Source organism: Kitasatospora sp. NPDC023120 (assembly GCF_055560835.1).
Genome location: NZ_JBVHHY010000011.1, coordinates 1 through 15,047 on the forward strand (window position 1 = coordinate 1; position 15,047 = coordinate 15,047).

Here is a 15,047-nt window from a genome sequence, read left to right on the forward strand (position 1 = left end):
GTCAGCTCGGCGTGTGTCTCCGTCGGGGTGGCGAGTACCACCAGGTCCGGCCGGTGCTCGTCGAGCGCCCGGGCGAGGTCGTCGTAGTGGGGCGGCGTCCTACCTCGGAACTCCACGTGCGCCACGGGTCGGGGATCGACTGTGAACTCCAACTGCACGTCCCGGCGTTCGGCAAGGACGGCGAGGTGGATATCGGACGTCCCGCACCGTCTCCGCGATCTGGTCTCCGAGTCCGACGCTCCGGGAGGCCCGGCGTAGGGCCGGTGAGGTGTCGAGGAAGTCTTGCAAGGCCTCCCCGGGGTGCGCGCGGGCCCAGTAGCGGGCGCAGGGGCGCCGCAAGCGTTCGGCTTGTCCCAGCGGGCCTTGAGGAGTGCCTTGGCCGCACCACTGTCTGCACGCAACCGAGGCAAGACCTCCAGACCGTCGATGCCGGGCAGGATGAGGTCCGGGACGAGCAGGTCGGGCCGGTTCGCCCGAGCCGTCGCGAGGCCGTTCGGGCCGTCGGCGGCGAGGTCGACCTGGTGGCCGGCCCCCGGAGAGGTAGGCGGCGACGACCTCGGCCACCGTCGGGTCGTCGTCGACCACCAGGCTTCGGGCCGGTACCGCGGACCCGGCGGTGGCGGGACTCTCGTTCATCCGGCAGAGCCTACGACCGCGGGGATCCGGCGTGTCCACCGGTGTGCGTCCCCCTTCGCTCCCCTTCGTTCAGCGGGCGTCGGGCGGCTCCAACTGCCGCAGCCGGCCGGTCAGGAATTCGCGTTCGACGGTGTTCTCGGTGAGCAGAAGCGCCTCTTCGTACGCCAGGCGGGCGTCGGTCACCCGCCCGAGCCGGCGCAGGAAGTCGGCCCGGGCGGCGGCCAGGTAGCCGTAGCCCGCGAGCTGCGGTTCGGCGGCGAGTGCGTCGAGTTCCGCGAGTCCGGTGGCGGGGCCGTCGGCGAAGCCCACCGCCACCGCCCGGTTGAGGGCCACCACCGGGGAGGGCCAGATCCGCACCAGGAGGTCGTAGAGCGCGACCACCTCCCGCCAGTCGGTCTCCTGCCAGCTCGGCGCCTCGGCGTGAACGGCGGCGATGGCAGCCATCAGGGCGAAGCGCCCCGGCGGGCGTCGCGCCAGGGCTTCTCGCACGAGCACGAGGCCCTCCGCGATGGCAGTCCGGTCCCAGCGCGTTCGGTCCTGCTCGGCGAGCAGCAGCATCCGGCCGTCCTCGCCCGACCGGGTCTCCCGCCGGGCGTCGGTGAGCAGGATGAGGGCCAGCAGTCCGGCGACGCCGGCGTCCTCGGGGAGCAGGGTGCGCAGCATCCGGGCCAGGTCGAGGGCGCGCTCCTCCAGGTCGCGGCGGATGAGATCCTCCCCTGCGGGAGCGGTGTGGCCGGTGGTGAAGAGCAGGTGGACGACGGTGAGGACGGCGTCGATCCGCTCGGGGAGCTCACCGGCGGGCGGTACCCGGTAGGGGATCCTGGCGGTGCTGATCTTCCGCTTGGCGCGGGTGATCCGGGCGGCCATCGCCGCCTCGCCGGTCAGGAAGGCGTGGGCCACCTCGGCCGTGGTCAGGCCGCACAGCAATCGCAGCGTGAGTGCGACCTGGGCCTCTTCGGTGAGGGCGGGGTGGCAGCAGGTGAAGATCAACCGGAGCCGGTCGTCCGGGTAGTCGTCGGTCGCGTCCTCGTCGGCTCCTGCGCCCGGTGCGACCGGGGTGTCCTCGGTCGCGGCGAGCTTCGGCAGGCTCCGGCGGAGGGCGGCCTGGCGGCGCAGCTCGTCCAGCGCCCGATTGCGTGCGGTAGTGGTGAGCCAGGCGCCGGGGCGCCGTGGGATGCCGCGCTCGGCCCAGACCGTCAGGGCCTTGGCGTAGGCATCCTGGACGCACTCCTCGGCGAGGTCGAGGTCACGGGTGACGCGCGCCGTCGCGGCGAGCACGAAAGCCCACTCACGGCGGTGCGCATCGGCGACCGCAGCGGCGACTGCGGGATCGATGGGCATCACGGCTCCGTCAGCGCATCGTCCCGGCCCGTTCCGGCCGGTGTCAGGTGATCTCGGCCGGTCTCCGTCACTCGATCACCCGGATCGGGCGGACCTCGACGCCTCCGAAGGGGGCCGGGACCTGCCGGGCCACGGCGATGGCCTCGTCCAGATCGGTGGCCTCCACCAGGTAGTAGCCGCCGAGCGCCTCCTTGGTCTCGGCGAACGGTCCGTCGGTGACGGTCCGCCCACCCGTGCCGTCGTTGCGGAGACTGGTCGCCGTGTCGGTGCGGTGCAGGGCGTTGCCGCCGAGGACGGCTGCCGCGTTGCGGGCCTGGAAGGCCCGGTGGTCGGCGTGGACCCGTTCCACCACCTCGGGCGGGGCGGCGGCCCAGGAGGTCTCGTCTCCGTAGATCAGGATCAGGTACTGCGCCATGGCGCGCTCCCCTCTCGCTCGGGTCCGCGGACCGGACCCTCCGTAGAACCGACGTGCGGCACCCGCGCGGATCGACAGGGCCCACCCGGCCATCTTCCTGCGGCGGTGTCGATCCGGCCGGATCCCACCCGTCGAAGGAGTGAGACCGGACTCCGACCGGTGATGAACGCGACCTGCGGAAACGGAGCGGACGCCATGTCTTCCGAACTCTCTCCTCGTGCCCCCGCGACCGCCCTGCCGCGGCGGGGCTGGACCCTGGCCCTGGCCTCGCTCGGGCTGTTCATGGTCGCCCTCGACACGCTGGTGGTGGCGACCGCCCTGCCGGTGCTGCGGGCCGACCTGCACGCGTCGCTCACCGACCTGGAATGGACGGTGAACGCCTACAACCTCAGCTTCGCCTGCCTGCTGCTGACCGGCGCCGCGCTGGGCGACCGCTTCGGCAGACGGCGTATGTACGCGATCGGGCTGCTCGGCTTCGCGCTCGCCTCGGGCGCGGCGGCGCTCTCGACCTCGGTCGGCGCGCTGATCGCGGCCCGTGCCGTACAGGGCGGGTTCGCGGCGATCGTCATGCCGCTGACACTGACCCTGATCAGCCAGGCCTTCCCGGCCGAGAAGCGCGGGATGGCGATCGGGATGTGGGGCGGCATCGCGGGTGCGGCCGTCGCCATGGGTCCGGTGGTCGGCGGGGCGATCAGCGGCGGCCTCGACTGGCAGTGGATCTTCTGGCTGAACGTCCCGATCGGGCTCGCCCTGGTCCCGCTCGCCCTGCTCCGGCTCACCGAGAGCTACGGACCACGGCCGCGACTCGACCCGGTCGGCTTGGTACTGGCCGGCGCCGGCTTCCTGGGCCTGACCTTCGGGCTGGTGCGCGCCAACACGGCGGGCTGGACCAGCGGCCAGGTGATCGGCTCGCTGACGGCCGGCGCGGCCCTCGTCGTCTGCTTCGTCCGCTGGCAGCAACGGGCCCGTAACCCGATGCTGCCCCTCGGCCTGTTCCGCCTGCGCGGCTTCGCCACCGCCAACGGCGTGAGCTTCTTCATGTACGCCTCGCTGTTCGGCGCGCTCTTCCTGATGTCGCAGTTCCTGCAGATCGGGCTCGGCAACTCACCGCTGGAGGCCGGCCTGCGGATCCTGCCCTGGACGGCGACGCCGATGCTGATCGCACCGGTCGCCGGCGCCCTGGCGGACCGGTGGGGCAACCGGCCGTTCATGGCCACAGGCCTGGCGCTGCAGGCGATCGGGCTCGGCTGGGTCGCCGCGATCGCCCGGCCGGGGATGGGATACCTCGAACTGAGCATCGCCCTGACGGTGGCCGGGATCGGGACCTCGATGTGCTTCCCGACCGTGGCCAACGCGGTGATGGGATCGGTGCCCCGGCAGGAGGCCGGGATCGCCTCCGGAGCCAACAGCGCGATGCGGGAGCTCGGCGGCGTCTTCGGCATCGCCGTTCTGGCCGCTGTCTTCACCGGCCCGGCGGTCTACGGGTCGCCGGACTCCTTCATCGACGCCTTCAAGCCCGCCCTCTGGGTCGGCGCCGGGCTGGCGGCGGGCGGCATCGTCTCCGCCCTGCTCGCTCCGCGGCGCCCCGTCCCACCACCTGAGGATCACGCGGCTTCCCGGGCTGCAGAGCCCGAGGCGGCGCGGCCGAACGCCTGATCGCGTCCGTCGCCACGCCCGCCCCCCACGGGCCTCGCGGCCCACCAGGTGTTGTAGCCGTTGCTCTGACCGCCCGCGTAGAGCGTGAGCACGGGACGGCTGGGCCGTCAGCGGGGCGGGATGATCCCGGTCAGCCACGTGAAGGTCGGGACGACCAGCGGCTTCCAGGTCGACGTCAGGTGCGCGCCGGTGGTCTCGAACGGGGTGACGGTGGTCGGGCTCTTCGCCGCCTGCTGGAGGGCGGTCGCGTCCTCCAGCCCGTCACCCCGCTTGCCGGTCACGTAGAGCGCGACGTTCGGCGGGGTCGCGGCATGGGTGAGGATGTGGAGCGGATTGGCGCTCTCGCGCAGCTTCGGGTCCTTGGCGGTCAGCGAGGCCGGTTCGCCGGCCGGGTCGTTGTAGCCGGACATGCTGATCGCGGCGCGGTACCGGTTGGGGTGGGCGAGCGCGAGGCGCAGGGCGCAGTGGGCTCCGGCCGAGTAGCCGGACAGGGCCCAGCGGTCCGCGGTGGTGTCGGCCCGGAAGTTGTCCACGATCATCTGCGGGACGTCCCGCGAGAGCCAGGTGTCGGCGTTGACCTTGCCGGGAATGTCGGCGCACCCGGTGTCGGTCTTGCCGAGGAGGGTGACGCGCGGTGCGACCAGGATGAACGGCGTCACCTGACCGGACTTCATCAGCGGTTCGAGCTGCTTGGCCGCCTCCATGGCCTCGCCGAACCAGGCGCTGGAGGATCCGGGGAAGCCGACGAGCAGTTCGACCACCGGAAAGGTCTTGTCCTTGTAGGCCGGGTCGTCGTACTGCGGGGGCGTCCAGACCAGCACCTCGCCGTCGACTCCGGAGAGCCTGCCCTTGAGGTCGGCCTGCTTGACGCTCCTGGGCACCGCGTCCGAGTCGGGCGCGTGGAAGGCCTGCACCACCTTCGGCGCGGGGGTGCCGGACGGGCCGGCGGAGGCGGCGACCTGGTCCCCGGCGAGCCCCTCGTCCTTCGGGGGCACGGGCACGGCCCGGACGTGGCTGGAGGTGCCGAGCAGGTCTCCCCAGTTGTCGTAGAGCTGGTTCTGGTTGTTGACGAGTACGAAGACCAGGGCCACGGCGGTGAACTGACAGAGCAGCACGGTGCCGAGGTACGAGAGCGCGCGCAGTGGCGTGCGCCGCCCTTCCGCTGTCCGCGCCGGCCCGAAGAGGGCCCCTGTGCCCAGCCATTGCGCCATGGCCAGCGCCATGGCGGCCGTGAACAGGACGACGGTGAGGACGAGGAAAGGGGTGCCGGTCAGGTTCATTGCGTTCGTGTGCCTGGTTTCTGTGCCGCCCGGGCCCGTGTGCCCGGTCTCATGGGTGACTGCCTGGAACGGCTGTTCGGTTGCCTCTGTCTGGGAGTTTCCTGGGAGTGGTCGAGGGCGGTCCGCCGTGCAGCCGGTGCGCGGTGGGGTGGCGGCGTCCGGTGGACGGACCGGACACCGCCACCGCTCGACCGCCCCGGCCTACTTCCGGAACAGCGAGTCCCCGGTGACGGTGTGGGTGGTGCCGTCGGCGAGGGTGAGGGTCACCGAGTCGGGCACGCCGCCGTTGTCGTGGTCGGAGCCGGGCCACCAGGCGGTCCAGCGACCGTTGTCCAGGGTGACCTCGAAGGTCCGCCCGGCGTCCTCCATGGTGACCGCCTTGACGTCAGCCCCGACCAGGCCCTCCGCGTAGTTGAACGTGGCCGAGCCGCTGCCGTGGGAGCCACCCGTGTCGTAGGTGATCACATCGCGCGCGACGGGCTTCACCGCACCGATCGACATCGACAGACCACTGTCCTTCGAGGCGACGTAGCAGAGCATGACGGTGCCGCCGCGGGCGACCACCATGGAGGTGACCTTGCCCCGGAGGTCCGCGTTGGTGATCGTGACGGGCCCGCCGACGTCCGGCATCCCGTTCAGGCACCACTTCAGGGCGGTGGCGCCCCGGCCGGTCGAGGTGTCCACGGAGCTCGGGTTGCCGGTCCAGCTGGCGAGCTCGGCGGAACTCAGCGGCCCGCTGTTCGCCCGGTCGTACAGGGTCACGCCGACCACGGCCGTGCCCGCGGCGAGGGCGCCGGCGAGCGTGAAGGTCAGCCGCCGCCGCAGGCGCGGCCGGGCGGGCCGCCCGGTGGGCGAGGCGGTGGGCGAGGTGACGGGGGTGTCGAGGTCGATCCGGCGCATCAGTCGCTCCCGGTGTAGGGCGTGGCGTCCCGGCGGGAGGTCGCGCTCGGCCGGCAGGGGCAGTTGCCCGAGCTGCTCGGCGCGCTCGACCGGATCCGGCCGCTGGTCGGCGTTCACTGGTGTGCCTCCTTGGGGGACAGGGCCGCGGTCGCGGGCCCACTGTTCATCTGGTGCGGGTCGCGGCCGAGTTCCGTCCTTTTCTGCGGGCCCCGGCGGGCGGCCGCCTCGGTGAGGCGGTGCAGCTTGGCCCGGGCGCGGGAAAGCCGTGAGCGGACGGTGCCGACCGGTACGCCGAGGGCCTCGGCGGCCTCCCGGTAGTCCAGGCCGGCCCACACGCACAGGGCCAGCACCTCGCGGTCCGGGCGTCGCAGCCGCGCCAACGCGTCCTGCAGGGCGGCGATCCGCGCCGCGTCGTCGATCCGCCCGACCGCCTCCTCCGCGAAGTCGGGAACGCCCTCGGGCACGGGCGGCAGTTGGGCCACCACTTGCCGGTGCCGCCGGGCAGCCCGGCGCTGGTTGCTGACCAGGTTGGTGGCGATGCCCAGCAGCCAGGGCCGCAGTGACCCGCCCTCGGCGCCGACCCGGCCGTGCTGACGCCATGCTTCCAGGAAGGTCAGCGACATCACGTCCTCCGCTGCCGACCAGTCGCCGGTGAGCCGGAACGCGTGGTTGTACACCGACCGCGCGTACGCGTCGAAGAGCTGCCCGAACGCGTCCCGGTCACCGGCCCGCACCCGAGTCCGCATTTCTGGATCCGAATAGTCCACGCCCGCTATCTGGTGTGCCGGCCCAGGCCGGTTCCCATGACGCACATCACACGGTCCAGCACTCACCGTCTGCCCGACCGGTCGCGTGGCCTGTTCTTCGCCGGACGGAGGGGCGAGCCGTCCGAGATCACCCGGCGGGCGTGCACGACCGGGCGGAGCGTCGGGGCATAGCCAGCTGCTCACGTCCACGGTCAGGACGATCCGCCCGTCGGCCGCCTTCGGCAGCGGCAAGGCGGCCAGCTGCGACGCGGCCGAGTGCAAGGCCCGCAACCCGGGCCGAGGCGCCGCCCCGAGCGGGTGCGGTGGCGTCCGGTTCCGAATCAGGTGAAGGGGCCGTCAGTGACGAAGCGCTGGAGGTTGCGGGCGAAGGTGCGGGCCTCGGCCGGCGGCCAGGAAACAAGGGATGCCTCGATGTGCGCGGCGAGGCGGTGTCGGGTGACGTCCACGGTCTGCTGCCCGGCCTCGGTGAGCGCGAGCAGGGTGGCGCGCCGGTCGCGGGGGTCGGGTTCGCGGCGCAGGAGACCGGCGTCCTCCAGGCGGGTGGCGCGGCGGGTCACGCCGGAGCGGTCCAGACCGATCTCGCCGGCGAGGTCGGCGGCGCTGCGCGGGCCGATGCGGGCCAGCCCGCTGAGGACGGGGTAGGTGGTCTCGTCCACGGCGTCGCCCAGGCCCTCGGTCAGGCGTTGGTGCAGCCGTGTCCGGGTGTCGCGCCTGAGCAGCATTGCCAGCGCGTCGGCGATCTCGTGTCCTACATCGTGCGACATGCCTCCAGATTAGCGTGCGCGGCGCACGCACTCTGTAGTACTCTTCAAATGCGTGCTCGACGCACGCAAATCTCCGATCCAGGAACCCATGTTCCCGACCCTTCCGTGAGGACCGCTGTGACCACCACTGCCTTCCGTACCAACGTCGTCTCCGCCATGACCGACCTGCTCTTCACGCCGGAGCTGGAGCTGTCCGAGGCCCTTGACCGGCACTTCGCCCCGGACTACCGCCAGCGCACCGACGGCAGTTGGGCCGACCGGAGCGAGTTCACGGCCCACATCGCCCACCTGCGCGGCATCGTCGTGGGCGGCTCGATCCAGGTGCTGGAGGAACTCGTGCAGGGCGACCTGTACGCCGACCGGCACATCATCGATGTCGAAAAGACCGACGGCTCCTCCGTCCGCGTGGAGGTCTACCTTTTCGGCGAGTTCGCCCCCGACGGTCGATTCCGGCGCATCGAGGAGACCACCCTGATGCTCCAGGGCGCCGACAGCGACCGCAACATCGGCAGCGCCCGCTGACGGCCCGGGTGTTCATGAGCGGTTCCCGGTCAGGCCGACCAGCCCGCTGACTGGCCCTGGGTCCTGAACGGGGCAGCGCCGGCCTCGCCCGCCACCCGCGCAAGTGGGGCGTGACCGTGGTGGGGATCGACCACCCGAACCGCCAGGCACGCCGCGGGCAGGGCGAGCCGACCGTGTCGACGACGAGGCCGCCGCTCTGGCGGCCGGTCGGCCGGTCGGCTCGCCGCTGCTTCAATCGGTTCATCGCCCGCGAGATCTGCCGAGTCCCGACCACACTTCTCCACGGCCGTGGCGGTGCACCCGTTCATGCTGGCGCTCGGTCAGTCCACCACCCCGGCAGCCACCGCTGATGAGCCCGACCGCCCTGATCACCGTCGACTCGCGGCCGGACCTGCCGCTGGTCCACGTGGAAGCGGACGACGGCGCCTACGCCTCCACCGGCGGCCTGCGGTCGAGGCCCGGGGTGAAGAGCAGGTCGGTCAGGTCCTTGGTGATGTCGGTGCGATACATCTGCGTTCCTGTATTCGTGAGACCTGATCCGGGCGCCTGGTGATCAGGACTTCCCGGGAGGGCGGGCGGTTCCCGCCCTCCCGGATGCGCGGGTCAGCCTAGGGGGCGTCGGTGATCCAGGAGCCGTGGAGTCCGGCGCTGACGCGGTGGGGCAGGTGGACGGTGGCGACCGGCTCAAGGCTGTCGGCGTCGAGGACCAGGAGCTGGGAGGTGTCCTGCTTGAGGTCGGAGACCACGGTGAGGAGGTAGCCGTCGTCCTCGCGGGTGGCGTCGGCAGCGGGGACGAAGACGGCCTCGCTGGGCATGCGGGCGTCGCCGGCCCGGCGGATGCGGCGGGCTCCGGTGGCGCGGTCGTACTTGACGATGCCGTAGCCGCCGAAGCCCTCCTCGTCGGGGAAGGCGATGGCGTACTGGTAGCGGTTCTCGGTACCCAGGTAGTTCTCGTTGAGGGTCGGGAATTCCACCGGCAGGTCGTCGATGATCTGCTCGTCGACGGTGCCTTCGGCCAGGTCGATGACCCAGCGCCGGGTGTAGGAGCGGGAGACGGGCTCGGTGCCGCGCCCGGGTGCGCCGATCCACCAGTTCCAGGAGAGCCGGAAGCCCTCCCGGTCCACGGTGGGACCCTCCACGACGATGCGGCCCTGGCCGTCCTCGTAGGCGTTCGCGACGTGGAGCACGTTGCCCGGCTCGATCGAGAACCAGCGCACGCCCTTGGCGCCGTCGCTTCCGCGGGGAAGGACGCCGATCCGGGCGGGCTGGGCGTCGCTCCAGCCGTAGGGGATGCCGGAGTGGTCGCCGGGGTCGAAGGTGACGTTGCCCTCGATGAAGACCACGTGGCGGCGGGTGAGGGCGAAGTCGTGCTTGAGGGCGGCCGTCGCTCCCGGGATCTCGGCGCTGTGGACGATCCGGCCCATGGCGTCGGCGACGTAGTGGATCAGGAAGGGCGGGAAGGGGGAGGAGGCGAAGAAGTGGAGCTCCCCGGTGACCGGGTCGGTCTTGGGGTGGGCGGTCATGGCGGTGCGCAGTTTGCCGTCGAAGTCGTAGGTGCCGACGGTGTCCAGTTCCGCGGTGAGCTGGAAGGGGAGGTTCGCCTCGCACAGAGCGAGGAGCTTGCCGGCGTGTTCGATGATGTGGGTTCCGGCGGTGCTGGCGGTGAGGTCGGGTCCGTGTTCGGTCATGTAGGGGGCGCCGTCGAGGGCGGGGGTGTGCACCCAGCGGTTGCGGTACCACTCGGCCCGCCCGTCGCGCAGGCGGATGCCGTGGACCATTCCGCTGCCCTTGAACCAGTGGGTGGGGGTGACGCCGGGCTTGGGGTTGTGCCCGTTGCGGAGCAGCCGGCCGGTCAGCTCCGGTGGAAGGGTGCCCTCGACCGTGAGGCCGGTGGCGGTGATCTCGTCGGCGACAGGAGTGTAGTGGCCGGTCAAGTAGGGCTTGTCGCTGGTCATGGCAAGAACCTTTCGGTGTGACGGTGCGACGGGTGGGTGTGGACGCTGTACTGCGGTCCTGGTCGCCGGTCAGCGGGTGGGAGGGGTCCAGTCGGCGGGCAGGCCGGACTGGGCCGGAACGGCGTTCAGGCTGTAGTAGTCCTGGTCGGAGGTGATCTGGTGGTGGGCGTTCAGGTCGAGGAGGGTGGCCAACGGCACGGCCAACGGCTTGGGTGCTCCCTTGAGGTGGCCGGCGGAGACGGCCGCGGTGGCGATCAGCGCGGCGGTGGCACGGGGCAGGCTGACCTTCATGGCGGGTTCCCTTCGTGATGGCGGTTTCTTGCCGGACGTACGGCGTGCGGCCTGGTGCCGTTCGCCACAAGCGGTGGGGTGGGTGCCGCGACCAGGTGCGGCGTCAGCTGCGGCCGTCGGCGCGGCGGGGGCGGACCGCGTCGGTCCGGCCGGCGTCCGGTGCGGCGCTTCGGCCGGTGAGCGCCAGCGCGAACACGGCGGTGGCGGCCAGGACGGCGGAACCGGTGAGGAACACGAGGCGGTAACCCGCCGTCAGCGCCTGTAGGTGGGGCTGGTGGGCGGCCGCGTGGGCGGTGGCGGTGCCGGCGAGGGTCGCCAGGACGGCCAGGCCGATCGCGCCGCCGACCTGGCGGGTGGTGTTGACCAGGCCGCCGGCGAGTCCGGCGTCCAGTGCGGGGACGCCTTCGACGGACAGCGCGGTGAGCTGGACGACGGCGACGCTCAGACCCAGGCCGATCAGGATGCTGGGGCCCAGCACGTCCGCCGTGTAGCTGCCGTGGGCGCTGATCCGCGACAGCCACAGCAGTCCGGCGGCCTCGGTCAGCAACGCGCCGGTCACGGTCGCGGCAGCGCCGAAGCGGCGGGAGAGACGCTGCGCCAGTGCGGAGCCGAGCATGTTGGCGAAGGCGAGGGGAAGCTGACCCAGTCCGGCGGCCAGCGGGCCGGCACCGAGGACCTGCTGCTGATAGAGCGGCAGGAAGAGGAACAGGGCGATCCACACCGATCCCAGCAGCGCCATCAGCAGGTTCCCCGCCGCGACGCGGCCGGTCCGGAACAGGCGGGGCGGCAGCAGCGGGGCCGGGTGACGGCGTTCGATCAGGGCGAACGCGGTCAGCAACACGGCAGCGACGGCGAAGCCGGTCAGGACGGTCGGTTCGGTCCAGCCGGTGCGGCGGGCGGTGGTAAGGCCCCACACCAGGGCGGTGAGGCCGGCGGTGACGGCAACGGTGCCCAGGACGTCGAAGCGGCCAGGGCTGCGGGCCGGTGCCGCCGGGACCCAGCGGGCGACGGCGACCACCATGAGGACGGCGCCCATGGCGACCGCGTGGAAGATCCACGGCCAGCCCCACGCCTGGGTGAGTACCCCGCCGAGCAGGACCCCGGCCGCGCCTCCGGCGCCCGAGACTGCTCCCCAGACGCCCAGCGCCTTTCCCCGACCGGGGCCGGCCGGGAACAGGTCCATCAGCAGGGCCAGTGCGGCGGGGGCGATGGCCGCTGCTCCCAGGCCCTGTACGGCCCGGGCGGCGATGAGCAGCGAGGAGGAGGTGGCGAGGCCCGCGGCGAGTGAGGACGCCGCGAAGGCGGCGAGGCCCGCCAGCAGGATCCGGCGTCGGCCCAGCAGGTCCGCGGTCCGGCCTCCGGCCAGAAGCAGGGCGCCGAAGGCCAGCCCGTAGGCGTTGACCACCCAGGTGGTGCCGGCGTCCGACAGGCCAAGGCCGGTGCGGATCTGAGGCAGCGCCACGTTCACGATCGAGGTGGCCATCATGACGGTGAACTGCGCCCCGGCCAGCGCTGCGAGCGCGGCTGCCGGACGGCGAGCGGTGGCGGTGTTGACGCGGGACGCGGATGCGCCCTGCGGGGCGAGGGCTCCGGATGTGACATCGGTGGGGTTCACGGCTCGAAGCCTGGCCGTGACCGCTGTCCACTTCCCAGCCCCGGCGCGGTGCTCTGCTGTCCACCGCTGTCCACGCCTGTCCACCCAGGAGCGTCGGCCGGACACCTGGGATGTCTACACTCCGCAGCAGCCCGTCGTCCGAAAGGCCTGCGCTGCTGCTTCCGTTGCTGGACCAGCTGCGCCACCGTCCCGGCTCCGTGTACCGGGAGACCGGCCTCTACACCCGCGGCCCCACCGCACTGCCGCTGGAGTTCACACCCGTGTCCGAGCACGCGGTTCGCCCTTCCCGGCTGATCAGCCCGCGTGGCTAGGATCGTGACAGTGGACCGGTGGGGATCGACGGGTGCGCGGCTGCCGCGCCGTGAGAAGGGGGGTCGCCATGGCGTCGGTGGGAGAACGGCTCAGCAGCGCGCGCCTTCAGGCGTTCGTCGGCCGGGACGAGGAACGCCAGCAGTTCGCAAGCGCGTTGGCCGGCCAGAGCGACGTCCCGTTCGCGTTCTACGTGTTCGGGCCTGGCGGCATCGGCAAGTCGACGCTGCTGCGGCGCCTGGCGGACCAGGCCCGGGAGGCCGGCCGCACCGTCCTGGACCTGGACGGCCGCTTCGTGGCCCGCGACCCGGCCGACTTCGAACGCGAGGCCGCGCAGTTCCTCCAGGAGCCCGGCACCGTCCTGTTCCTGGACTCCTTCGAGCACTGCCAGTGGCTGGAGAGCTGGCTGTGGCAGCGCTTCCTGCCACGCGCCGCCGACAACACCCTGGTGGTCCTGGCCGGCCGCCAGGCGCCCCAGCCACAATGGACCGCCGACCCGGCCTGGACCGAGATCCTCCACGTCCACGAACTGGAGCCGTTCTCCGAGGAACAGGCCCGCAGTCTGCTGACCACCACCCAGGCCCTGCCGGGCCTGCGCGAGCGCATCCTGCGCTTCGCGGGAGGCAACCCGCTGGCCCTCTCCCTCGCGGCCGCCGCCGGAACGGCCGACTGGGGCCGCGAGGAGACCTGGGCGCCATCGGCCGACATCCTGCGCACCCTGCTGGCGGGCCTGATCGGCGAGGTACCCAGCGCGGCCCACCGCCGCGCCCTGGAGGTGGCCGCCCAGGCCTACTCGACCTCCGAGGAACTGCTCGCCGCGGTCCTACCCGACCAGGACGCCCACCAGCTGTTCACCTGGCTGCGCGACCTCCCCTTCATGGAGTCCACCCACCGCGGACTCCACCCCCACGACGCCGCCCGCGAGACGCTCGCCGCAGACCTGCGCTGGCGCGCCCCCAGCGCGTTCGAGACGATGCGCCAACGCCTGGCCGAGGAGTACCTGCGCCTGCTCCGCGAAGCCCCGGACGACCAGGTCTTCACCGTCACCGACGAGCTCTTCCACCTCTTCCGCGACGGCCGGATCGTCGCCCGCACCCGCACCTGGTCCCGCGAGGACGAGGTCCACGACCGGCCCCTGCACCCTGACGACCTCGACACCGTGCTCCGCATGGCCACGGAGACCGAGGGCCCCGCCTCCGCCGCCCTGGTCCGTTACTGGGCCGACCGCCAGCCCGAAGCTTTCAGCGTCTACCGCCTGGTGACCACGGGCCGGATCGTGGCGTTCACCGCCCGCCTCGCCCTGCAAGCCCCACCCGACCCCGACGACCTCGCCACCGACCCCGTCGTCGCGGCAGCCTGGCAGTACACCGAAACCGCCGGACCGGTCCGCCCCGGCGAACACATCGGCATCAGCCGCTTCACCGTCTACCCCGAGCGCTACCAGATACCCTCACGCGTCATCGACCTCAGCAGCTCCCGTGCCCAGGCCGAGTCCGCCCGGGCGCGCGGCCGCGCCTACGGGTTCGCCGTCTGGCAGGACGCGCAGGCCTGGGCCGAACGCGTCAAAGGCAGCCTCACCGACACCACCGCGCGCCCCCAGGTCGGCGAACACACCTACGGTCTGTTCGCCGTCGACTGGCGCCGCACCCCGGTCGAGACCTGGCTGCGCCACTTCATCGCCGCCACCGCCGTACCGGCCCCGTCAGGCCCGCCGGGCTTCTCACGCGCCACCTTCGACCAGGCCGTCCGCGAAGCCCTCACCCACTGGCGCGACACCGCGGCCTTCGCAGCCTGTGCCCTGATGCGCACCCGGCTCGCCGCCGACCTCGGCGATCCCGCCCAGGACCTGCGGGCCCTGCTGCGCGGCTGCGTCGACGACCTCGCCGCCGACCCGCGCGGCGTACGCGCCCGCGACGCCCTGACAGCAGGCTACTTCTCCGGCGCCCCCACCCAGGAAGCCGCCGCCCGCCGCCTCGGCCTCCCCTACGGCACCTACCGCCGCCATCTCCGCCACGGCCTGGACCTGCTCTGCGAGAGCCTGTGGCAGCACGAACTCGGCGGCCCCAATCAGTGACGTCCTGACATCGGCGTCATCCCCGAGGCACTGCCCCTTCACGTCGTTCACGCCGTACCCCATCGCGGGGGGCTTGAGCAACGTGACGCAGAGCCCCGCCGTGCTGATGCGGCGTGGGCTGCTGTTCAACCAGCGGTCGCCACGTCATCAGCTGGTCGGCGTCCTCATCGCTCTCCACCTGGACCGTGATCCACGCCGAACCGTCCAAGAGCCCCACGGCCGGTGACAGTCGCAGCTCCGGGGCGGACCTGCTGATCACCGAACGGGTCAGACGGACGTCGATCCCGGTGCCGACGTGAAGGTGCACAATCTCGCTGCCCTCGAAGAGCAGCGTCTCTCCGAGCCCACAGCTCGCCGGCGCCCTGGTCAGATGAGGCCACGCGGCGAGCTGCTCCCGGGCAGATCCGCTGGACAGGCCCCAGCGGTGGCAGCACAGGCAGGTCCACTACTGCAAGGCCAAGAAGGGCACCGACCACCGACACACACGTCGTTGATCCAAGCCGCCATGCACACGCCCTGACG

General features: G+C 72.3%; 14 protein-coding genes. 4 read left to right on the forward strand and 10 right to left on the reverse strand.

From position 1 onward, the window contains the following. Positions 1-705: 705 nt before the first annotated feature. Together ACZ3TI_RS17520 and ACZ3TI_RS17525 are read right to left on the reverse strand one after the other, a co-directional pair. Positions 706-1,977, reverse strand: coding sequence for an RNA polymerase sigma factor (locus ACZ3TI_RS17520; RefSeq protein ID WP_465727097.1), 1,272 nt, complete (start codon positions 1,975-1,977; stop codon positions 706-708). 67 nt (positions 1,978-2,044) lie between these two features. Beyond that, a complete protein-coding gene (locus tag ACZ3TI_RS17525; protein ID WP_465727098.1) occupies positions 2,045-2,392 on the reverse strand; it encodes a YciI family protein in 348 nt (115 codons plus the stop codon). A 195-nt stretch (positions 2,393-2,587) separates the two neighbouring features. On the opposite strand from ACZ3TI_RS17525, the gene ACZ3TI_RS17530 reads away from it, so the two are divergent. Next, complete coding sequence (locus ACZ3TI_RS17530; protein ID WP_465727099.1) at positions 2,588-4,048, forward strand: MFS transporter; 1,461 nt, start codon at positions 2,588-2,590, stop codon at positions 4,046-4,048. Positions 4,049-4,155: 107 nt separating this feature from the next. On the opposite strand, the gene ACZ3TI_RS17535 is transcribed toward ACZ3TI_RS17530, so the two are convergent. The 4 genes from ACZ3TI_RS17535 to ACZ3TI_RS17550 all read right to left on the reverse strand — a co-directional run bounded on the left by ACZ3TI_RS17535 (position 4,156) and on the right by ACZ3TI_RS17550 (position 7,759). Then, a complete protein-coding gene (locus ACZ3TI_RS17535; protein ID WP_465727100.1) occupies positions 4,156-5,328 on the reverse strand; it encodes an alpha/beta hydrolase in 1,173 nt (390 codons plus the stop codon). A 201-nt stretch (positions 5,329-5,529) separates the two neighbouring features. Continuing rightward, entirely contained in the window at positions 5,530-6,345 is an 816-nt protein-coding gene (locus ACZ3TI_RS17540) for a hypothetical protein (protein WP_465727101.1), read from the reverse strand. Continuing rightward, the gene (locus ACZ3TI_RS17545; protein WP_465727102.1) at positions 6,342-6,974 is read right to left on the reverse strand and encodes an RNA polymerase sigma factor; all 633 of its coding nucleotides are present in this window, start codon (positions 6,972-6,974) and stop codon (positions 6,342-6,344) included. Before ACZ3TI_RS17545 ends, ACZ3TI_RS17540 begins: the two co-directional genes overlap by 4 nt. Before the next feature lie 341 nt (positions 6,975-7,315). Continuing rightward, positions 7,316-7,759 (reverse strand): MarR family winged helix-turn-helix transcriptional regulator, encoded by a 444-nt coding sequence (locus ACZ3TI_RS17550; protein ID WP_465727103.1) that lies wholly within the window; start codon positions 7,757-7,759, stop codon positions 7,316-7,318. A gap of 156 nt (positions 7,760-7,915) precedes the next feature. Here ACZ3TI_RS17550 and ACZ3TI_RS17555 point away from each other — a divergent pair, with 156 nt between their 5' ends. Further along, a complete protein-coding gene (locus ACZ3TI_RS17555; protein ID WP_465727433.1) occupies positions 7,916-8,281 on the forward strand; it encodes a nuclear transport factor 2 family protein in 366 nt (121 codons plus the stop codon). 608 nt (positions 8,282-8,889) lie between these two features. Here ACZ3TI_RS17555 and ACZ3TI_RS17560 read toward each other — a convergent pair. From ACZ3TI_RS17560 to ACZ3TI_RS17570, 3 genes are all read right to left on the reverse strand, one after another. Next, positions 8,890-10,236 (reverse strand): carotenoid oxygenase family protein, encoded by a 1,347-nt coding sequence (locus tag ACZ3TI_RS17560; RefSeq protein ID WP_465727104.1) that lies wholly within the window; start codon positions 10,234-10,236, stop codon positions 8,890-8,892. 69 nt (positions 10,237-10,305) lie between these two features. After that, positions 10,306-10,527 carry a hypothetical protein gene (locus ACZ3TI_RS17565; protein WP_465727105.1) on the reverse strand — a complete coding sequence of 74 codons (222 nt, stop codon included), beginning with the start codon at positions 10,525-10,527 and terminating at the stop codon, positions 10,306-10,308. A 103-nt stretch (positions 10,528-10,630) separates the two neighbouring features. After that, the gene (locus ACZ3TI_RS17570; protein WP_465727106.1) at positions 10,631-12,142 is read right to left on the reverse strand and encodes an MFS transporter; all 1,512 of its coding nucleotides are present in this window, start codon (positions 12,140-12,142) and stop codon (positions 10,631-10,633) included. A gap of 110 nt (positions 12,143-12,252) precedes the next feature. On the opposite strand from ACZ3TI_RS17570, the gene ACZ3TI_RS17575 reads away from it, so the two are divergent. Together ACZ3TI_RS17575 and ACZ3TI_RS17580 are read left to right on the forward strand one after the other, a co-directional pair. Continuing rightward, a complete protein-coding gene (locus tag ACZ3TI_RS17575) occupies positions 12,253-12,453 on the forward strand; it encodes a hypothetical protein (protein ID WP_465727107.1) in 201 nt (66 codons plus the stop codon). 68 nt (positions 12,454-12,521) lie between these two features. Continuing rightward, positions 12,522-14,525 (forward strand): ATP-binding protein, encoded by a 2,004-nt coding sequence (locus tag ACZ3TI_RS17580; protein ID WP_465727108.1) that lies wholly within the window; start codon positions 12,522-12,524, stop codon positions 14,523-14,525. A 16-nt stretch (positions 14,526-14,541) separates the two neighbouring features. Here the strand turns inward: ACZ3TI_RS17580 and ACZ3TI_RS17585 are convergent, their stop codons facing one another. Further along, on the reverse strand, positions 14,542-14,832 hold the full coding sequence (locus ACZ3TI_RS17585; protein ID WP_465727109.1) for a hypothetical protein: 291 nt from the start codon (positions 14,830-14,832) through the stop codon (positions 14,542-14,544). Between the last annotated feature and the right edge of the window lie 215 nt (positions 14,833-15,047).